Consider the following 21318-nt stretch of genomic DNA (forward strand, 5'->3'; position numbering starts at 1 on the left):
AGAGAAATCCTTCTGAATGTTGCAATAAGATAGTCACCTATCTTTATTATAAATTCAAACTTGAGCTGAATGGAGGAATTGCTGAATTTTTGTCGTTAAAGCTTTAGTCTCGCTCCACGACAAAAAAGATCACCGCAACACGCGGTGATCTCCTTCTGATCCTCACAAGGACTCATCTATCAGCAAATAGAGTAATGTCGCCAATACAAGGATGATTCTGAAATGAATATTAATCTTAAATATGAAAAAAACCAGCAGCAGCCCTAGACAGCAGCCAATGATGAAAAGCCTTTTTCTCATAGATAGACGCCGATATACCCGCCGCCGATAGCCTTGTAATAATCGATTCTTTGTTTTCCTCGATAGGTTTTGGGAGGAATCCCTTTAAACCATTGTTTTAATGTCACCGCTCGCTCCCTGACATCTCCTGTTAGAATATCAAGGTTCTCGCCATCTTTTTCTGCTCCTAGCGCAGTTATCGGTGTCGTTGCTAATACGCTCAATAACAAAACCGCTATCATTTTTTTCTTCATAGTCAATCACCCTCCTAATGCCTTAAATTATATAGGCAGTTCAGGGTCTTAATCAAAAAATGTCATGAACGCTCTTTATCTTGTCTTAATCGTCGACTCTAGCTGCTTGATCAGACGAATAGAAAGCAGACATTTTTCGCCATTCGTCATGGTGACTTCCCGTTTTTTCTTGTCGATCAGTTCGATGTTTCTGTAATTGATCACATAAGATTTATGGATGCGCACGAGCAGCGATGACAAAGAGGGCACATCGTTGATTTTTCCATAAAATTCCAACGTGCTGTTGGAGAGATGTAGGATCAGCTTATGGGGCGTCGGAGCGGTTTCAAAAAACATGACCTGCTGCAGATCAAATACTCGAATCTGACTCCCGATCTTTAGTTGGATAAAATCATCGGCCTTTTCCGCTTCTTTCTGGAAATGCCGCTGGGCTTGTTTTAATGCGTCTTGGATTTTTTCACGAATCTCAATTATCTCGCCTTCCTTTAAAATATAATCCATCGCCTCGACTTTATATTTAAAGGTCAGTGCCAGCAGCTCATCATGAGTAGTGATAAAAACGATCTTCCCATGTAGATCTCTTTCGCGGATTTTGGCGCCTAATTGAATCCCGTTCATCGCGCATTTCAAATCGACATCCAAGAAATAAATACCACGACTGTCAGGATGCTTTTCTAAATAAACAAGAATTTCTTCCGGCTTATCCGTGCTTACTTTGATTTCCATATCCAGTTCTTCAATCAGCAGATACCTTCGAATAAACGATTCAATTTGATTTCGTTGAATCTCATTGTCCTCACAAATAAAAACCCCCAGCATGGCTATCCCTCCTCGCCGATCACTACTACTTTTTGAATGAATTTTTGCTCCAATACAATTGTTTCCAGCAGAATATTCGGTTCCATCGAGGTCAATTCATCGATATTGGAAAGTCCCAGACCTCTTCCCTCGCCCTTTGTAGAAAAGCCTTTTTGTTTTAAAACGTGCAGCGGCTCGATCTTTTCACGAGCAGTATTTTCGATCACAAAAATCGTATCCCCCTTCACCGAGAAGATTCCGATCGAAACTTTTCCATGCGCGACAGCCGCCGCTTCTTCAATCGCATTATCTAATAGAATTCCCAGTATCCGGATCAATACAACCGAATCGGCCGCTTGATTAATCGTGATTGCGTCATCTGATTCTATTTGGACAGAAATATTTTTCTCTTGTGCTGCCAGTAATTTCATTGTCAAAATACTTTTAACCTCTAAAGAATCGATTTTATTCAATTCATCCGCGTGAAAGATATCCTTTTCAAAAATCGTCTTCGTCCGTTTGACACTGGAATAGAAAAAATCCTTCAACGCCTCCAGCTCATCTTTTTCGATATAGTATTCTATCGATGTTAAAAGATTGACATAGTCATGGCGAAACTCGCGAATGCCTTGGTATTGATTCTTTAGATCTTCAATATAGCGCTGGTGAATCGCATACTCCATCTGTCTTTTTTCCGCTTCAATTTTCAGCTCTTGATTGCTCGAGATGGATTGGATGATCACTCCGCCCAACACCATGAAAACTAGATAAAACACACCAACGAACAGTTTTAAAAACGGAGTAGCGGCATAAATCACGATCGTCCAATAAGAAAAATAAATGACCAATGAGATCGTCAATAAATAGGCCACTAAGTCAACTTTTTTCTTTCTCCGAATCAGCGGCAGCAGCCATTTTCTATAAGCGAAGATTCCCGCAAATAGAACACCATGATAAAGCAGAATGAACCCTAAAAAGGCTAGACCGCTTTGATTTCCTAGAACAAGAGGAAGCAATGGCTTCATTAGTCTGCTTACGATTATTTCCAACCCGCAGGCACTAGAAACGATCAGCAGCGACGAAACGACATTCCGCTCCTCTGAATTTTTTACTGATAAAATCAGAAAAAAGATATATAAAACAACCGTATCCAGATAGGTAAAGGTTGCTCCTACAAAAATTCCGAACAATAAAATCAACGGAAATAATAGATAGTTGATCCTTTTTTTACTTTTAATATCGTCTAAGATAAAATAGGTAATCCCAAAAACGAGTAAGTGATAAAAAGATAAATACTTAATAAAAATGGTCGGCAGCATCTTCATTACCTTTTCCTTTTTTTGATTAAATCAAGTATACCAAATTAAAAAGGAATGAAAATCGAAAGTTCGCGCGACCTTATCTTGCGTTAACCCTTCTTAAAGGAAATCTACTCAAATTGAATATGACTAATCTTAACTTGCCAAAAGACTTTAATTGTCTTCCTAAAAACAGATTGATACAAAAAAAGGATTTAAAAGGGAATGTTGACCAACACTCCCTTCTAAATCCTTTTAACCCATTATAGTATAATGGGGCCTTTTCTTAAGCAGCAACAATAATACTTACGTATCAAAAAATCCTATTGATTGGAAAAGCTCATGGGCATCATGTGAAAGTGAATAGCCCGCGCCCCATTTTGTATCAAAGCTTTTTTCCAATAAGTAAGTTCTATAGACCTTTAGTTCAAGTCTTCTTATAATGTTTGAAAGAGCGCTCAAGGAACTGTTTGAGACTGCTCCCCAAACTAATTCACAGATTTCTGACCTATTCACGGTATCTCCGTGTCCCTCATATAAGCACTTAAGAACTGAAAACTCTTTTTTGGATAAACTCATCTCTCTTTTTTTATTTAAAGCTTCCTTTGTATAGTCCACCTTGTTTATTGTTCCAGATAACATCGCTTCTCTTAATTCTTCTAGTTTAAACTCCTTATTTATTTTGCCAGTAGAAACCTTCAGAGGGATATATGAGTGATCCTCATTTTGAACCGCATACTCAGACTCTAACCTAAAAACTCTTTTACTTTTACTTATTTTTTTTCGTCCCGCTTCAAATTCATCATTTGAAATATTATTACTAAAAATTATTGTGTTAAAGTACCTTAGTACAAAGATATTCTCACTAGATAAAATACTTTCTGTTACGCAATAGACAGCAAAATTAAGCTGTTTCAATTTATATTCTAGATCTACTTCATTTAAAATATTCTTTGTAATAATCAAAATTGTATCCATTTTTATATCCTCTTACGATGCTGTTTCTCTTTCAATTTACTTAGTAAGTCTATGTTCATCCAAATCAAACAAAGCGATTAATTGATATCTATTTAAATACTCTGGAGATCATTTTTTCAAATTTTCTATTTGAGCTTTTTGTTTTCGATTTTTTAAGATTAAATATAGCGCCGTCAATACCAGAACTGCAACTACGGCAATCAAAATAATGATCATAGTGTAATCTGCCTCTTCAACATCAGGATCACTTTCATTGTATTTGGCCGCTTGTTCTCGAGTGATACTAAATTCTTTATTTATATCCCATTTGTTATCATCAGCGATAATTGATCCGGATAGAACATATTCTCCCGCTTGGAATTCCGCTCCTTTTAAAGGAAGCATTAGGTCAAAAATAGTATTCGGCGCAAATTGCATATCTTTTTGTTCAGTCTTAGAAATTACGGTGTCCGAATTTTTTCTTTTTAACTTCGCCTGATAAGTCGCTTTATTGATATATGTTGCACTAGTATTCCTTACTTTCAAAGAAACCGAGTTCCTACCATTTAACTGATCAGCTGAAGCTTTGTTAAAAACGATCTCTGGTTCAACAGCAGCTTCATCTTCTCTTATCAGCAGCGCTATTTGGTAACCAAACAGATTCTTCAAATTTGTCGCAGTCTTATCACCTGTTTTTTTATTGCTTTCAGCGGCATTATTTTCTTTCTGACTTAAATACAATCCGCCTGCAATAACACCTGCAAATTTTTCAGCCGGAGCAGAAATCGTCACTTTCAACTCATACTCTTCAGCAGGGTTCAGCGTGACCTCATTCTCTTCAATTTTGACTAAATCTTCAATATTATATTTTAGACTCTTATCAAATATTCGCTCTTTGTTTCCATGATTCGAGTATTCAACAACACCGCTAGAGTTAGTTATCGCTGAATTTATTTGGGGCTGGATTGTTACCGGTTCGTCTGAAGTATTTTTCATACTGACAGTAATTTCCTGTGTCTGGTTTGGTTCAACTAACAAATCAAAATAAGATACTTCCTTATTTATTTGTGTTTCAGGGATATTCGGCTTTACGCTAAACCTCAACCCGCCACTTGCTTCAGCTTTATAACCGCCAGTTATAATAGCTAAAAGACAGAACACACTCATGAATAACTTTTTCATCCGATATCCTCAATTCCAATTAGTATAGTTAATAAAAAGGCTCAAACAAACCGGTAAGGAATGTTTGAGCAGAGTTTTCTAGCCTTTATTAAACTGCTGGAGTATTTGAAACAGTCCAAACAATTTCAGAATCATACGTTCCAATAGATTTAGCTGATGCCCCAGGAACTTCTAAGGTGAAATGACTCAAATCTAATGTAGTCGTTCCTTTTCCATTATCTGCTATTGTAGCTCCCATGACTTTTTTGTCTACAGCAGGAGTCAGTTCTAATTTTCCAGCAGCGAAATCAGTTGCTCCTGTTACTGCTACGCTGGTTGGGTCACCAAAAGCTGATAATTGAGCAGCCGCCAAATCAGCCGTTCCATCATTGAATTGAGCTGTTTGTTGAACAACTACTGACCAACCAACAGTTGCTGCGCTACGTCCATCTTTGACTGTTACTTTACCAGGAGTCAAATCTGTCGCCGCCGCATTTTCCGTATCCGTACCACTATCTGTTGCGTAGTATGTTTTGTTAGAATCGTATTGAATTGCGTGTGTACCGAAATCTAATGAATCAGGCAAATCAGAGCCAACTAATTCCAATTCCCCATCTGTGTATGTTACTTCTCCATCTGTTGTCTTACTAACAGCTGCCTCAGTATTAGAAGTTCCAATACTCAAACATAATAATGAAACGCCTACAACTCCACATAAATATCCTACTGCTCTTTTTTTCATAATCAATTCTCCTTAATTAATTTTTTCTATAATCAAACATCAAATGTTTAACTAACTTAATAAGATAAAGCAAAATACAAAATGTTAAAACGCCTATCCCAATGCCGATCAGAGAAAGTTGGATAAGCTCTCCCGTTTGAGGAAGCTGTTTCTTTCCACTGGTCTTTTCAGACGATTTGGGAGCAACTCGATTAGTATCATTTGCTTTAGATTCCACCGATTCACTATCCGAAGATCCACTTTTTTCTAAGTAAAACCCGACTCGTCCATTGGACTTTTCATTCTCTGTTTCATTTGCTGCATTCACGTTAGAAGAATTACAAAGAATTATCAGTATGCCAACGAATAGTAGTAAAGAAATTTTCTTTAAATATTTTTTCACTCTAATTCTCCTCTCGTTGGCTTAAGGAACATTTGATAGCAGCCATTCAACTTGTGTTGAGTACTCCTCTGAATATTTTTCTGAAGCCGCAGGAATAGTCAACGTGAACTTTTCTATCGGCAGCACAACGATACCTTTCCCCGTTCCACCACTCGCAGACATTAATGGACTGGATACTCCTGGAACAAGAATAACCTCTTGATTTTCAACACCTGTTGGAAGACCGCTAGTTACTTGGCTAACATCCCTTTGACCTACAGTAAGTGATAACTGTGCATTTGTTAGATTCTTATTGCTGCTTGTTTTAAACTGTTCCAGCTGTTTTGCACTTAAGCGCCATCCTTCTGTCGAAATTCGTGTATCTGTAACTGTCAGGTTGGCTTTTGTTAGATCCGATGCAGAATTATTTTCCGTATCATTTCCACTATCGGTTGCATAATATCTTTCAGCTGAATCATATTGAATCGTATGGGTTCCAAATTTTAAGTTGTCAGGTATATTTCCATCCAACTTCAATTCTTCAACAATAGAGGTTGATTGCCATTGAGCAGTAAAAGTAACATCCTCTTCTCCCATTGAATACGTAGTCGGCGAGGTAGAAATATTGGGATTTTGATAAATCATTCCGTCAACACTGTTTAGCCATCCGACGAATTGATGATCTGTTTTGGTTAGATTTCCCTGTTCCTCAACGTTCACCATGTCCGTTTTGGAATATAAGTTATTATCAACCGGAACAATTCCGCCATCGGCACCATTTCCTTCGTAGTGAACTCTGTATTGTTGTTCTCTTCGAACAATCATATTGACTTCATGCAGGATTTTCCCTGGATTTTGAACACCTGAACTATCGTTAAATATCCGCTCATCATCATCGTGATCCTCTCTTTTACCGGTTAATGTTGCTTCGGTAAAGGTCTCATCTAAAGTAGAGAGTAAGTTCTGGCTAATTTTATCCAAGCTCAATGTGATTGGGGCATTTGTATCTGTTCGAAGCGCTTCCCAGTCGTAATTCGAATATTTTTCGATATTGTAGTTTTTCGAAAACAAGTATGGTGTCGAAGCCGTCGCATTAAACGGCGTAGTTACAGGGGCCAGATAATTTTCTATTATCTGGATTTGTTCACCATCGCCAGATATATTTATTTCGTGATCTTTCACATAAAATGCGGGATAACTACTTTTATCAGGTTGAAGTTGCTTTGATGTGGCAATAATTGAAAATTGATCGTAATATCCTTCCTCTAGAACTTCATCATACTTTTCATAGTTCTGTAATTCGGTCGATCCTTCGAGCCAAATAGGAAACTTATTGGCAGTAACATCAATAATCCTATCTCCCTTTGAATCCCCAGCGTTAAGGCTAATGTAGCCGTTAACTACTTTGAGGCCATACTCGCCGCTTGCTATCTTTATAGATGTCCCGTTAATATCTAGGTAGGTCGGTTCACTATCCTCAGAAGTTCCCAAATGGATGCCTTCATCCGACGTTTCAATAATAAAATTGCTATAATTGAAATTTGCATACCCGGAATTGATTCCTTTAATACCAACTTGACCACTTGGAATTTCAAGATCTATTCCGTAAAGATTAAATCCTTCTCCGTAACCATCAGCAGGAACTAATAAGCTGATTGCTGTTTTGGCAGCATTGATTGTAACCGGCAGCTTCCAATCTTTCTCTAGATCTTTTTGAATACTGATGTTAATACCCGACTCTGCCGTTATACCATCACCTTCCGATGCCAGAACATTTATTTTAGAATTTGGACTAGCTATCCCCTCACTCTGCGACTCAACTCTGACTGTTCTGCTCGCCAAAATCCCACTCGAACGTGCATCTACAAAAACATCTAAAAAGTTGGACACATCATCCAACGGATTTGACACCATAAGTATAAGTTCAGATATTTTCATCCCGTAGTCGCCTACGGCTGATACAGAAATGTGATTATCTGCTGTAATAGAAATACCAGCCTCACTTGATTCGGGGGTATAGATACCATACGATTTATCGATGGATTTCGGAGCCAACCCACTCAAATTAAAGTTGTTCCCTTCACCTGAAATCCCAGTAACACTGACAATACCTGCTGAACTAGGTATTTGGTTTAAATCTGGTCGGCTCAAATTAAATATTTCTAATACCTTAGCGTTGTAGCTATTTGATGCCCCCTCAGAAATCCCGCTTACCGAAACAGTTGGTTTATCACTCTCAGGTGTCCTGGATGTAAGATTATCAGCGATAATCCCTTGTCCCTTTAAAGCCTTTCCGTTTACTTCTACATCGACTGTATTTTCTGTAGTTATGGAGCCAGAAAGTATACCTACACCATCATCAGAATAGCCCGATATTTTACCGGAGGAGATATCGATACTCCCTGGGTCCATCATCGTTTGTCCATTCTCATAAAAAACCATTCGCGCTAAGATACCGAAACCAGAACTGGTAGTTCCAGTCATTTCAGAAGCGAAGGACACATTTGCTTTACCGTATCCCACATTACCACTATAAATAGCGAACTCAATTGCATTTGAAGAGTTCGAAGTTCCGCTTATCTTCCCTCCCATATTCTCGATTGATTCAGTACTAAAAATGGCAATTCCCGAACTACTTTTTCCAGATAAGCTGCCTAAAAATGAATCCTCTTGATCGTTGATACTACCAGAACAGCTTTCAAGTGAGATTCCTCTTCTAGCAAATATTCCATACCCTTTTCCGCTTGCTTCAGCAATAAAAGTTGAACCTCTTATACTGTATTCTTCAAATACCGAAGCGGTTCCATTGTTGCTGGTCGCTGTGGCCGACATCTGTGTTCCGGGTTCTGCTTCATACCTGCCGAAACTATCTTCTTGTTCCAATTTTTCAAAAAAACTTTCCATTTCACTATAATTCTCTCGTTCAGGAGGTGTTTCTTTCGTAATGCTGATTCCTGCTTGAGTCCCGGTAGTGTTGACCTTTCCAGTAATATTTCTCGTACCTTCATTTGTCAGAATACCGATTTTATCTGCTTGAACATTTAAAACTACTTGTTGCCAGATAAGCTCTTGGTAATCTCCTATGGTTAGTTGGTTGACCTGAATTCCATAATTTGAACTTGTAAGAACGTTTAATTTTGAATCACTTATAATCGTTAATTGACATTTCGTATCTTGAGCGGTTGTAATTTGCTGGACGATATTTGCTCCGCCGGATTTTGGTTCGGAATAAAGTTCATTCGACATACCCGATCCTTCATTTGCAAATTCTAAAATCGTATTCGAATCATAAAATCCTTTTTCTTTTACATCATCATCTGGATCATAAGTACCGTCTACATAGGACTCAGGGCTATCAATTAAGAGAAACTCTCCATCATTCTTTAAAACGATGCCTGTATTTTTAATAACTATTTTTACCGCAGCCGTATCAGCATCGGCTCTGAGGGCTTTGCTCGAATCTACTTTTATGTTACTAGCTTTATCAGCGATATCGGAAGTTTCTTCGACAGTACTTTCTGTCGTTGAATTTTTACCGCTACTTGTTGTCGATTTCTCCGCTTGCTTATTCTTGCTTTCTACATCGCTCTTCTCTTGCACCCCTGAGACAGTCTCCTGCACGTCTTCCTCATCTGCAATTGATAAAACGGTATGTTGATTTATTGCGAGACAACATAATAGAAGAATTGCGATAATGCCGCAGAATCTTTTTTTATTATTTAACAATTTTTTTCCTAATTTATTTTTTAAAAACTTCTTCAATTTTCTCCCTACCTTCATGATTCTATTTTTAAATAAGCAATTATAAGAAGGTTATCGTTATTTTCTCTCTGCATTTGTTATATTAGCAAAAACAAATAACTAAAGCATGCTCATCATTTACTATTAGCACCTATTAATTTGAACATAATAGTTAAAATTATCTACAACATCGTTTTTATTAGTTTAAATTTCATTTTTATCAACCCAAAATTAAAGTGTTTTTAATATGTGTTTATGATTTCGAGTACTAGAGTAAGGAAAATTATTTTCTATTTGCTTGAAAACCGCTCTTCAAATTAAGTGATATAAAAAAGGCGAATAACTCTTCGTCTTTTTTTGCCGCATTCATACTTAATATCCGACAACAAACAGGCAACCTGTTTGTTGATGCGTAAAAAAAATCATGATACTACTAACTCCTTTTGAAACGCTTGGAACTAATCTTTCAGCGTTCCCTAGTGATTACTATCACAAAATGTTGGAGGTAAGATTATTGAATCATTGTAATGATATGGTAGTCATCGCCTTTGAAATAGTATCCAAATTTTGATCAGAAAAAGGATTCTCCAATAGCAAGAAATGCCGATCATCAAGTTCATGTTTCAAATTATCTGGCATTGTAAGATTACTTATTATAAGGTCAGCGTCATCAGGATCGTTTGAAAACTCCAATATGTATTGATTAACTAGTTTTGTTTCCAAAGTATACTCAAACATTCTATTTAGAATATACGTGTAATCAGTTAAACAAAAAACTTTGATCTTTGGCCTTATTTGCTCAGGCGGTAGAACCACCAAACAGATATAAAAACAGAAGTTCCGATAAAACTCATTGTTTAACTCAGGATAGCGTTTATTCAATTTCCTGAAAAAACCGTCGAATTTCTTACAGAAAAACTTATATTCCTTTTTAAAGATATTGAAATCATCATAGACAAAAAGAGGAACTAAGTTCGTTGATATCTTCAACATTCGCTCTGAGATTATGTTCCTTTTTAAAATTTTTCTTACAAAATCAAGATTCGCCGGAGAAACGGTCCCAAAAGTTTGATTAAAACATTTTATCCAATCTTCGATTAATTTATCCTCTATAGAAGATAAGGAAAAACTGTCTAAATAATCTAGGTCTTCAGGATCTTTCAAAATATGGCTAAAGTAGCTGAAACGCATAAAGGTGTAATCAGATTCCTGCCAATAAGAAAGAGCCATTGGCTTATTGCATATATAATTCCGTAAAAAAATATCGTTTTCTTCTGTTTGCTCAATGATGTGACCATTTTTAACCCGGAGATCCGTAGTGCAAAGAAAGAAACTCAATAATTCAGGCTCGTAAGAAAAAGCGGCATTTGTAGTCAAAAGAGAATCCGCTAAATCTAAATAAAAGTTTTTGCTAGAAATATCAGGAATATCGCTGAATTTTCGATGAATGATCCAAAGGAATATCGAGAAAAAATTTCTTAATTTTATTTCCTCCCCTTCGATAAAAAAATTATTTGCACAATAAATATGAAATCCAAACTTGGAGATATCTGAATTGATCGACCCGATTTTTCTTCGCAGTGTAGAATGGCTAGTCCCGTGAGAAAGACAAAACCAATACGTATCAACCTTATTTTGAACTAAAACAGCATATAGAATCTGATAGGACAAATCCGAAGAGAGAAGATAATTTTTCAGTTTTGTTAAAGTCACCCCCCGATTCTCTAAAAAGATCCCTTGATTATCAATTGACATTCTCAAATCATTGTCTGGATATATCGTTTCAATTTCTTCTTTTAGTATCTTGCAATAATTGAGAACGGTTGAAGAAGTTATCTCTCCGATAGATTTGCTTATCTCTTTTGAAGAGAGCGGTTTCGTTTGACAGCTAAGCAAATTCACAATCTCAAGTTGCTGAACCAAATCTTTATTGAGGTGTATCATATTCAAACCTCCTTATAATATTTCCTGAATAATTCATAGATCTAATTTTTTTGGGAAAATAACGTTTATACATCGATTTGAGTTGAATTTTCTTTTTTCAACCGGTTTGTACTTGCGAAAACAGATTTCCTTTTGTTTTTTTAACGAAGATAGGGAATCTGGAGCTGTTTTTGGGCGCACGAATCCCTTAGTGATTCCATGTCTTTTTAAAAGCTGATTGCTATTTTACACTTGCCAACTGAGTTGCTGGATTTTGTCCAGTAACTGATAAAACAAGTCTTGATAGACATGGGAGGAGCTCATCCGTAAAAGCAATCTACGGCCACTGCGGACTAATTTACCCGCGACCTTGAACAGGCGGAGCCGCAATGTGTCGACTTGGAATGTCGCTTCCTTTTCAGGTAGACATATGGTCTTCATGAAGTTGACCAGGTTGTAAGCCAACAGGCTTACCATCATCCGTGCATGATTTTCCAAGAAGCTTGAGCTATCCGTCTTGTCGAAATAGAACCCATTTTTTGCTTCCTTGATGAAGTTCTCCATGGTGCCGCGTTTATGGTAAATCTGGAAGATGGTTTTCGCGGATAGTTCCTCGTGAAAATTAGTGACCACGTACTCGTGACTGAACACCAGCTGATTCGATTCCCGAGTCGATTTGATACAGATTCGACGTTTTTGGGACCAGCTATTGGCTTGATAGAACGCGGAATAGTAGTGGACTTCCCTTTCCTCCCAGGGATGGTCGTCCCCAACCAGGACAAAGGTTTCCGCTAGTTTTTCCACGACTTTATTTGATTTCAGGCGGATGACATAGAAACTTTCGTTGGATTCACACGTATCATAGACCTCGGGCGTCGCAAAGCCGCTGTCTCCCCGGACCAAAATATCAGTGCAGGGAAGGACTTGACGGTAATGTGTGAGCATCGGTGCCAGAAAATCTTTTACACCTTTTGACGTATACACATTTCCAGAACGAAGTTCTGCTTTCAGAAAGTCTCCCGTAAGGCCATCGAAGGCTACCAACGGATGATAGCCCTGTGTGCCGTAATGGGCATTGTGCTCAGTCTTTTCTTGATTCCCGAACGTATCCGAATGTGTGGAATCTAAATCGATGATCATTTGGGTATTGTTCCGTTCCATGCGGACCTTGTCCAGCATGGCTTGGTTCAGTTCCTGGAACTGTGCAATGTTCTCCTCGCTGATCCGGTCCCAGAAGCGGGATAGCGAGGCCTGGGAGGCGATGGCTTCCTTATCCAAAACCAACCGAAAAATGGGATCTTCCTTCAAGAGATTGGCGGATGAATCTGCGGAATATCCGGCAATCAACTGGAAGAGCAGCTGTTCGAGCAGGGAGATGTTGTCATGAGTCCAATAAATACGGTCCTCATTGAAGTGGAGGAATTGCTTCGCGAACGAATAAAATCCAAGCGAATTCATGAATTCCTTCACCAAGATGAGACCGGCATCTGACGAAAGATTACCACCGGTGTTTGACACCACCATTTTAGAGTTGAATTTTACGTGTTTTTCCTGTAATGTAGCCATTGAGAGAACCCCTTTCTTGGTTTAGTTTAGACACTTTAACCATAGCAGATTGGGGTTCTTTTTGTACACCCAAAGGGTGCGGTAAAAGAAAAGAAGAACCGTGCGTTAATAAGCTTTTAATAGAGTTTCAGAAATTCTATGAATTATTCAGGTATTTGTTTGTTAATAATTCTTATCGCCGTCATTATATCACAGGCAGGCTGCCTGTATGTGATTTTTTTTCATCAATTTCGATTTCCCGCAAGCCTTGTAATAAATTTGAAGGGCACCTATAATTAGATAATGATATTCTTAGATAAGTAATAACTAAGATTTAGAAAGTAGATGATTTTTTTATGAGGAAGGATTCAAGAGAAACCCGAGAATTGATCTTAAATAGCGCTTTGGAGCTATTTCTTGAAAAAAGTTATAGTCATACATCGACTAACGATATAAGAAAAAAGGCTGGAAATTTATCTAGAGGGGGATTGTATTATTTTTTCCCAAAAAAGGAGGACATCCTTGAAGCTTTACCCGAATTCTTATTCAAAGACAGTCTTCCAATGGACTATATTCTTGATGACGAAAAGCTGAATACCATCGAGAAAATTAGAAAACTATTATATGAAGAACATAAAGCCATCAAAAATAGCTCGAGAGGTCTATTATTTTATAAATTAATGTCTAGCCCAGAATTCTTAATGCTCTTTGTAAATAATTTATCCGTTAATACCGTTCCAACATATTATCAATTAATACTAAAGGGAAATGCTGATGGATCAATGAAAGTAAAATCGCCACTTTATACAGCTGAGGTGCTCCCATTGCTGCTAAATGTTTGGTTTAATCCAACTTTTTTTAATCAGAGTTCAGATGATGTAGATGAACGAATCGTATATCTTGAAAACCTTTTGATTGATATGGGCATTCCGCTCCTTGATGATCGCCTGAAAGATGTCCTGAAGCAGACCTGGCTATTGGCAAAATCAGAATAATTCAAACAAAAAAAGAGATAAGTTCACTATCAACTTATCTCTTCCTTTGCTTCTATCAGAAAACGGACCGTAAAACACTGATCCCCCTTCCAGATATTTTATTGAGCTAAATTATTTCCGATACATCTTAAACTCCAGGTACAAATCATTGTATATCCCTAAATATTTTGGACCTAAATCCTTATACACTTCCAAGTGACTAATCGTTTCATCATCTGGATAAAATTGTTTGTCCTCAGAGATACTCTTTGGAAGCATCGCCAACGCTTTTTTATTTGGTGTTGAGTAGCCAATGTATTCGGCATTTTGTTTGGCTGATACTGGTTTCAACATAAAGTTGATGAAATCATAAGCCCCTGCTTGATTCTTTGATGTTTTAGGAATCACGATATTATCAAACCACAAATTCGAGCCTTCTGGTGGAATAACGTAATGAAGGTGCTTGTTTTCTGACATCATATCTGCCGCTTCCCCAGAAAAGGTCACCGCGACCGCACTTTCTTCATTCGCCATATACATTTTGATTTCATCAGCAACGATTGCTTTGACGTTAGGCGTTAAACCGCTCAATTTTTTGATTGCTTGATTTAATTGAGTCATATCCTTGCTGTTGATTGAGTGCCCCAGACTTGTTAGAGACAGGCCCATTACTTCACGGGCGCCATCAATCAGCATAATATTATTTTTTAGTTCGGGTCGCCATAGGTCGTCCCAATGTTTGATCTTATTCCCATCGACAAATTTGTCGTTGTATACAATTCCTAGGGTTCCCCAGAAATAAGGAATCGAAAATTTATTATCGCGATCAAAATCCAAATCTAAAAATCGCGGATCAATATTATCCAGTCCATGAATCTTCGAATGATCCAAAGGCAGCAATAACTTTTCTTTTTTCATTTTCTGAATCATATATTCACTAGGAATCGCGATATCATAAGCAGTTCCGCCTTGTTTGATTTTCGCTTCCATCGCTTCATTTGAATCAAACGTTTCATAATTTACCTTGTAGCCGTATTCCTTCTCAAACTCTTTGATCAATTCCGGGTCGATGTAGTCGCCCCAATTGTAAATGTTCAATACTTTGGAACTTGCGTTAGACGAATGGTTCAAGCGTACGACCAAAAAAGTCAGCAAGAGAATGATAGCGACGACCCCAATAAAAAGTGACTGCAATTTTTTCATTTCAGTACTGCCACCTCCTCAAACTCGCGTTTTCTTTTGCGAGCTTTTTTCGAAGTATCTCGACTAATAAAGTAATAACCTACTACTAATAATAGAGAGAAAATAAATACCAGCGTCGACAGGGCATTGATTTCTAGACTGATTCCTTGACGTGCCCGAGAATAAATTTCTACAGAAAGAGTTGTGAAGCCATTCCCGGTGACAAAGAAGGTCACAGCGAAATCATCCAAGGAATACGTGAAGGCCATGAAGTAACCCGCGATAATTCCTGGCGTTAAAAACGGTAAAATAATGTTTGACAGCACTTGAAAATTATTTGCTCCTAAATCACGGGCCGCATCGATCATTGAGTCATTCATTTCCTTCAGCTTTGGTAAAACCATTAGCACCACGATTGGAATACTAAATGCGATATGAGAAAGCAGCACACTGATAAAACCTAATTGGAAATTTTTCAGGACGCCGCCAAGCATGGTAAATAAAATCAAGAAACTGGCACCGATAATGACATCTGGCGAGACCATTAAAATATTGTTCAAGCCCAGCAGGACATTTCGCGAATTACGTTTACGCGTATAGTAAATCCCCATTGCGCCAAACGTACCGATAATCGTAGCAAGCAAGGCCGATAAAAAGCCCAACACGAAGGTCTGAACAACAATGCTGATCAATCGACTGTCAGAGAATAGATTCTGGTAATGTTCCCACGTAAAGCTGGTGAAATTGTTCATATTGCCGCCCTTATTGAACGAATAGAAAATCAAATAAAAGATTGGTACATACAGCAAGATAAATACAAAAATCAAGTAAACAGTTGACCACGAGAATTTTTTTCTTCTCACTTCGCCCGACCTCCTTTACGTTTTTCTCCGGTTAGCATCATAACGATGAACATCGCGACGATCAAAATAACTCCGATCGTTGAACCCATCCCCCAATTTTGCGTGACTAAGAAATGTTCCTCGATCGCTGTTCCCAACGTAATCACGCGATTTCCACCGATCAAACGAGTCAACATGAAGAGCGAAAGAGACGGAATAAAGACAGCCTGCACCCCACTTTTCACGCCATTTAACGAAAGCGGAAAAATCACACGGCGAAAAGTCTCAAAGTTATTCGCGCCTAAATCACGGCTTGCACTAATCAAGGAAGGATTGATTTCCTCCAGAGCATTGAAAATCGGCATGATCATGAACGGCAGTTCAATGTATGCCGCCACGAACATGAAGCTGAAGTCCGTAAACAGCAATTGCTTTTGCCCAATCCCAATAAAGCGTAAAAAATCATTGACTGACCCATTCGCACTGAAGATGCCAATAAACGCATAAGCCTTCAGCAATAGATTAATCCAAGTAGGCAAGACAACTAGCAGCAGCAATAATTGACGATGCTTCAATTTTGATAAAAAGTACGCTGTCGGATAACTGATCAGCAAGGTCATCAAAGTAATCAAAAAGGCAAACAACACCGAATTAACGGTCATCATTAAATAAGTTTTAGACGTTAAGTACGTATGATAATTACTTAAAGTAAAGTTTCCATGCATATCAAAAAAGGATTGATACACGATCAAAATCACCGGCGCGATAACAAAAAACAGCAGCCAAAAAAAGTAAGGGATCGAGTAGAAACGACGAATATTTTTCATTATCTTTCCCTCCTAATCTTCATAGCTATCCAAACGTGCTTCGAAATCTTCTTCACTTTCATTGAAGCGCATGACATGGATATCCTCTGGTTCAAAAGACAGTCCGACTTTGCTGCCTTTTTTAGCCTTTTTAGTTGAATGGACCATCCATTCATTTCCGTCGGTATCGATACAATTCATTTCGTAATGAACACCACGGAACAATTGGGTATCAACGGTAACGACCAATTTCCCGTTTTCAGGTGTGGTCAGCGTTAAATCTTCTGGCCGCAATACAACTTCCACCGGTTCATTTGGACGCATCCCACCATCAACACATTCAAACTCTTTTCCGACGAACTTAACTAAATTGTCTTCTACCATTTCACCGGCAACGATATTACTTTCACCAACAAAATCGGCAACAAAATGATTAATCGGTTCATCATAAATATCCACTGGTGTGCCGCTTTGAACGATTTTTCCCTTGTTCATAACAAAAATCTCATCACTCATGGCCAGTGCTTCTTCTTGGTCGTGAGTCACAAAGATAAAGGTAATTCCTAAACGTTTCTGTAAAGCTCGTAACTCGTACTGCATATCCGTCCGTAATTTCAAATCCAATGCAGACAATGGTTCATCCAATAATAAAATTTTAGGTTCATTAACAATGGCGCGAGCGATTGCTACTCGTTGTCGCTGGCCACCGGACATTTCGGTGATTTCACGATTTTCGTACCCTGGCAGCTGAACAAGTTTCAAGGCTTCTAAAACCTTTTTCTCGATTTCCTTCTTAGACAGCTTTTTGATTTTCAAGCCAAAGGCCACATTGTCAAACACATTCATATGGGGAAACAGTGCGTAATCTTGAAAAACGGTATTCACTTGGCGCTTATTTGCCGGCAGATCGTTCATTCGTTTTCCTTCAAAAAAAATATCGCCTTCACTAACATCTGTAAAACCGGCGATGATTCTTAAAATGGTTGTCTTCCCGCAGCCAGAAGGACCTAGCAACGTATAAAAACGCCCTTCTTCTATATCAAAATCTATTTTTTTCAATACGGGATCATCATCGTCGTATTGTTTGATCACATCTTTAAAAGAAATAATTGTATTTGCCATGACTTCCTCCTATTACCCAACTAATTAGTAAGAATACGATCTTTCTTCGTATCTATTTATAAGTATGATTCTGTTGCAACAATCAAGACTTTACTGGTACCCGCCGCTTGATTTTGCAGACGATGCGGTTTACTGGCTTCATAATACATACTCTCACCTTTTGCCGCTTCATATAATGTTTCCCCGAACTGCAACGCAACTTTTCCTTCTAATACGTAAATAAACGTTTCAGACAGTGACGGCGTAAACTGTTTATACTGACCCTTTTTATCTAGCGTTAATAAAATCGGCTCCATCTCATTCTCGTTCGATTCCGGAATCAGCCACTTAATATGGTAGCCATGTTCTTCATCACTATAAAAAGTTGTATCGTCTTCTTTATAAACAATTTTTTGATCACCAGTCTTTTGTTTAAAAAACTCGGCAGGCGTTACACCCAGGACTTCCAAAATATCAAAAAAAGTCTCCATCGAAGGAGAACTGAGATCCCGTTCTAACTGAGAGATGTACCCTTTGGACAGATCGGTTCGTTCCCCTAGCTCCTCTTGTGTTAAATCTTTTTGAATTCTTAAATTGCGCAGCTTCTCGCCAATCTCCATGGTCTTCCCCCTCATTTATCTGCAACTCCTCTAAATGTCATCAAAAATTGGCATGATCCTGTTTAAATTTTTTAGATTTGAGCCAAAATAATTGAAAAAAAGCAGCAAATTCGATTTGTTTGCTAATAGTAAACTTATTGTTTAATAGCACCATTCAAGTATACGAACTTTTTATTAAAAATCAAGCATTTTGAAAGATTTTCTTAGGAGAGTTTTAAGGAAATAAAAGAGAAAAGAAATTTGCTTTTTCCTTTATTTTCGCTAATATAATAGTAACCGATTTTACGAGGATTACTTCATGCATAAGTCTGTTTGAATAATTGGTCTATATGCAAGTATTCTAAAAAAATTCGGTAATTATTTGTGAGTGAGCTGAACATCTACTCGACTCATAAATTCAACATTTTATATCGTTACCACAACCTGGGAAATTTCCCAATAAAAGAAGACGCTAACAGGAAATAGGAGGAAGAAACATGACTGAGTATCGCCGCTTGCGAGTTTTAAAAGATGAGACCGTTCACACTGAAATCGAGAGCTTTGCCAAACCTGAAATTGATCAAGGAGAAGTGTTGATTGCTGTGAATTATTCTGGTATCAACTATAAAGATGCCCTAGCTACCAAAGCCAACACAGGCGTTTTACGTGACTACCCCATGACTCCTGGGATTGATCTTGCTGGAGAAATCCTAGCTTCAAACGACTCAGATCTACAAATCGGTGATTCCGTTTTAGTTACTGGGTATGGTTTAGGAGTTAAACAAGACGGCGGCCTAAGCGATCTGCAAGTTGTCCCCGCTTCTTGGTGTGTAAAAATACCCGCGGGATTAACAGAAAAACAAGCCATGACCTTCGGAACCGCTGGCTTTACAGCAGCCTTATCAGTAGACGCTTTACAAGCTCATGGATTAGATATTAACAGCCGTGTACTTGTTACAGGAGCAACTGGCGGCGTGGGCAGTTTTGCCTTGCAATTTCTAAAACAAATCGGCTGCAAAGAGATTATTGCTTTGAGTCGGAAAGAGGATCAAAAGGAGTATTTGGAACAGTTAGGCGCAACATCTGTTCTATCACCTGCTGATTTCTTCCCAGAAAAAAACCGTCCGTTAAATAAACAGCTTTTTGATTTTGTCATTGACACGGTTGGCGGCGATACCCTAACACAAGTCCTTCCGTTTGTTAATTACGGAGGAAGCTTGGCTCTTTGCGGCAATGCTGGCGGCATCAAATTGAATACAACCGTTTTGCCTTTTATTTTACGAGGAGTTAATCTACTAGGAATTGATTCCGTAGAAGCTTCAATGGACCAACGTCAAAAGCTTTGGACAAAAATGGCAAATGAATGGTCGTTGCCAGCAAATTTCCATGCCCAACAAATCGAACTGGAACAAGTGTCGGAAACCGCAGATGCCCTGTTAGCAGGAAAACATGTCGGCCGTACAATTGTTGCTTTAGGAGGAAAAAATAAGTGAGAATCTTAATTACTTCTGGCGGCACCTCAGAAAAAATCGATGATGTCCGTGCCATTACAAATCATTCTAGCGGGAAATTAGGCAAGGCGATCGCAGAAAGTTTTGCTAAAAGCGACGTCATGATCGATATGATCACTACACGCCACGCGGTCAAACCAGAAGGAAAGAACATTCAGCACCACTACATTGAATCAACCGCTGATTTAGAAAAAACGCTGAAAGATTTAATGACCGCGAATACTTATGATGCGGTCATTCACAGCATGGCGGTCAGTGATTTTACTCCTGAAAGTTCAACTACTCTTGAGGACCTGAAATCTGCTATAGCCACTCAGCCGGCTGATCTGCCAGAAGCATTAGTTGATATTGCTAATGAGCGGACTGAGAAAAAAATCTCTTCAGATACAGATCATTTAGTGATTGTTTTAAAGAAAAATCCCAAAATCATTTCTTTGATCAAAAAATTGCAGCCTGAAACAATTTTAGTAGGCTTCAAATTATTGGTTGATGTTCCAATGATCGAACTGCTTAATGTTGCTAAAAAAAGTCTCGAAAAGAATCACGCGGATTTTATCTTAGCCAATGACTTAGCTGAGATTCGCGGTGAAAAACACCATGGTTATCTAATCAATAAACAGCAAAAGGTCAAAGAAGCACATACCAAATCTGAAATCGCGGATTTGATCAAATCTGAGGTTATGAAACTGGAGGAAGCAAAATGAAAAACATCTTACTAGGTGTCAGCGGCAGTATCTCCGCTTATAAAGCGGCAGAAATTACCAATGAACTGACAAAAATGGGGTATAAATTAGATGTGGTGATGACCAAAAGCAGCACTGAGTTCATCACACCATTGACAATTCAATCATTGTCACATCGCCGAGTTCATCTTGATGTGATGGAAGAGCCGGATGCGGCATTCATCAATCATATTGCATTAGCGAAAGAAGCTGATTTATTCTTAGTTGCACCTGCTTCGGCCAATATTATTGGAAAAATGGCTAATGGTATAGCTGATGATTTATTATCAACAGTTGCTTTGGCCCTGTTACCAGATACACCGAGAATTATCGCACCAGCAATGAATACCTACATGTATCAAAATCCGATTGTTCAACGAAACTTGGCAACATTAAAAGATGTGGGGTATCAAGAAATCGAACCAAGAGAAGCATTGCTTGCCTGCGGTGACTATGGTCGTGGGGCTCTAGCTAATGTATCCGATATCGTGCATATCGTAAATTCGACACTGAAGGAGTAAC

At 38.3% G+C, this 21318-nt stretch carries 19 protein-coding genes; 4 read left to right on the forward strand and 15 right to left on the reverse strand.

What is annotated here, in order from left to right; all coding sequences use genetic code 11:
- Positions 1 to 296: 296 nt before the first annotated feature.
- The 10 genes from I585_RS03970 to I585_RS04015 all read right to left on the reverse strand — a co-directional run bounded on the left by I585_RS03970 (position 297) and on the right by I585_RS04015 (position 13080).
- Positions 297 to 533, reverse strand: coding sequence for a hypothetical protein (locus I585_RS03970; protein WP_010739750.1), 237 nt, complete (start codon positions 531 to 533; stop codon positions 297 to 299).
- Between the two features lie 75 nt (positions 534 to 608).
- Positions 609 to 1352, reverse strand: a complete 744-nt coding sequence (locus tag I585_RS03975; protein WP_010739751.1) for a LytR/AlgR family response regulator transcription factor — start codon at positions 1350 to 1352, stop codon at positions 609 to 611.
- 2 nt (positions 1353 to 1354) lie between these two features.
- The gene (locus I585_RS03980; protein WP_010739752.1) at positions 1355 to 2656 is read right to left on the reverse strand and encodes a sensor histidine kinase; all 1302 of its coding nucleotides are present in this window, start codon (positions 2654 to 2656) and stop codon (positions 1355 to 1357) included.
- Positions 2657 to 2935: 279 nt separating this feature from the next.
- A complete protein-coding gene (locus I585_RS03985; protein WP_010739753.1) occupies positions 2936 to 3607 on the reverse strand; it encodes a helix-turn-helix domain-containing protein in 672 nt (223 codons plus the stop codon).
- Between the two features lie 108 nt (positions 3608 to 3715).
- A complete protein-coding gene (locus I585_RS03990; protein WP_010739754.1) occupies positions 3716 to 4768 on the reverse strand; it encodes a WxLIP family cell surface protein in 1053 nt (350 codons plus the stop codon).
- A gap of 88 nt (positions 4769 to 4856) precedes the next feature.
- Entirely contained in the window at positions 4857 to 5489 is a 633-nt protein-coding gene (locus I585_RS03995) for a WxL domain-containing protein (protein ID WP_010739755.1), read from the reverse strand.
- Positions 5490 to 5505: 16 nt separating this feature from the next.
- Positions 5506 to 5871, reverse strand: a complete 366-nt coding sequence (locus I585_RS04000; RefSeq protein WP_010739756.1) for an EF2685/EF0750 family sortase-dependent surface protein — start codon at positions 5869 to 5871, stop codon at positions 5506 to 5508.
- 21 nt (positions 5872 to 5892) lie between these two features.
- Complete coding sequence (locus tag I585_RS04005; protein WP_167545838.1) at positions 5893 to 9471, reverse strand: WxL domain-containing protein; 3579 nt, start codon at positions 9469 to 9471, stop codon at positions 5893 to 5895.
- Positions 9472 to 10110: 639 nt separating this feature from the next.
- Entirely contained in the window at positions 10111 to 11535 is a 1425-nt protein-coding gene (locus I585_RS04010) for a helix-turn-helix domain-containing protein (protein ID WP_010739758.1), read from the reverse strand.
- A gap of 225 nt (positions 11536 to 11760) precedes the next feature.
- On the reverse strand, positions 11761 to 13080 hold the full coding sequence (locus I585_RS04015) for an IS1380 family transposase (RefSeq protein ID WP_010739320.1): 1320 nt from the start codon (positions 13078 to 13080) through the stop codon (positions 11761 to 11763).
- 335 nt (positions 13081 to 13415) lie between these two features.
- Between I585_RS04015 and I585_RS04020 the strand changes: the two genes are divergently transcribed.
- The gene (locus tag I585_RS04020; protein WP_010739759.1) at positions 13416 to 14054 is read left to right on the forward strand and encodes a TetR/AcrR family transcriptional regulator; all 639 of its coding nucleotides are present in this window, start codon (positions 13416 to 13418) and stop codon (positions 14052 to 14054) included.
- A 111-nt stretch (positions 14055 to 14165) separates the two neighbouring features.
- Here the strand turns inward: I585_RS04020 and I585_RS04025 are convergent, their stop codons facing one another.
- The 5 genes from I585_RS04025 to I585_RS04045 are packed head-to-tail and all read right to left on the reverse strand — an operon-like array spanning position 14166 to position 18584.
- On the reverse strand, positions 14166 to 15236 hold the full coding sequence (locus I585_RS04025; RefSeq protein ID WP_010739760.1) for an ABC transporter substrate-binding protein: 1071 nt from the start codon (positions 15234 to 15236) through the stop codon (positions 14166 to 14168).
- Positions 15233 to 16078: an ABC transporter permease gene (locus I585_RS04030; protein ID WP_010739761.1), complete on the reverse strand. Its 846-nt coding sequence runs from the start codon at positions 16076 to 16078 to the stop codon at positions 15233 to 15235. Before I585_RS04030 ends, I585_RS04025 begins: the two co-directional genes overlap by 4 nt.
- On the reverse strand, positions 16075 to 16884 hold the full coding sequence (locus tag I585_RS04035) for an ABC transporter permease (protein WP_010739762.1): 810 nt from the start codon (positions 16882 to 16884) through the stop codon (positions 16075 to 16077). The genes I585_RS04030 and I585_RS04035 overlap by 4 nt, the downstream gene beginning before the upstream one ends.
- 12 nt (positions 16885 to 16896) lie before the next feature.
- Positions 16897 to 17985 (reverse strand): ABC transporter ATP-binding protein, encoded by a 1089-nt coding sequence (locus tag I585_RS04040; protein ID WP_010739763.1) that lies wholly within the window; start codon positions 17983 to 17985, stop codon positions 16897 to 16899.
- A 56-nt stretch (positions 17986 to 18041) separates the two neighbouring features.
- Complete coding sequence (locus tag I585_RS04045; RefSeq protein WP_034708351.1) at positions 18042 to 18584, reverse strand: helix-turn-helix domain-containing protein; 543 nt, start codon at positions 18582 to 18584, stop codon at positions 18042 to 18044.
- 476 nt (positions 18585 to 19060) lie between these two features.
- On the opposite strand from I585_RS04045, the gene I585_RS04050 reads away from it, so the two are divergent.
- From I585_RS04050 to coaC, 3 genes are read left to right on the forward strand one after another with little or no spacing between them, the layout of a single operon-like run.
- On the forward strand, positions 19061 to 20056 hold the full coding sequence (locus I585_RS04050; RefSeq protein WP_010739765.1) for a YhdH/YhfP family quinone oxidoreductase: 996 nt from the start codon (positions 19061 to 19063) through the stop codon (positions 20054 to 20056).
- Entirely contained in the window at positions 20053 to 20778 is a 726-nt protein-coding gene (locus tag I585_RS04055) for a phosphopantothenate--cysteine ligase (protein WP_010739766.1), read from the forward strand. The genes I585_RS04050 and I585_RS04055 overlap by 4 nt, the downstream gene beginning before the upstream one ends.
- On the forward strand, positions 20775 to 21317 hold the full coding sequence (gene coaC / locus I585_RS04060; protein ID WP_010739767.1) for a phosphopantothenoylcysteine decarboxylase: 543 nt from the start codon (positions 20775 to 20777) through the stop codon (positions 21315 to 21317). Before I585_RS04055 ends, coaC begins: the two co-directional genes overlap by 4 nt.
- The last annotated feature ends 1 nt before the right edge of the window (position 21318 follow it).

This window comes from Enterococcus malodoratus ATCC 43197, assembly GCF_000407185.1.
In the GTDB taxonomy this organism is placed as follows: Bacteria; Bacillota; Bacilli; order Lactobacillales; family Enterococcaceae; genus Enterococcus_A; species Enterococcus_A malodoratus.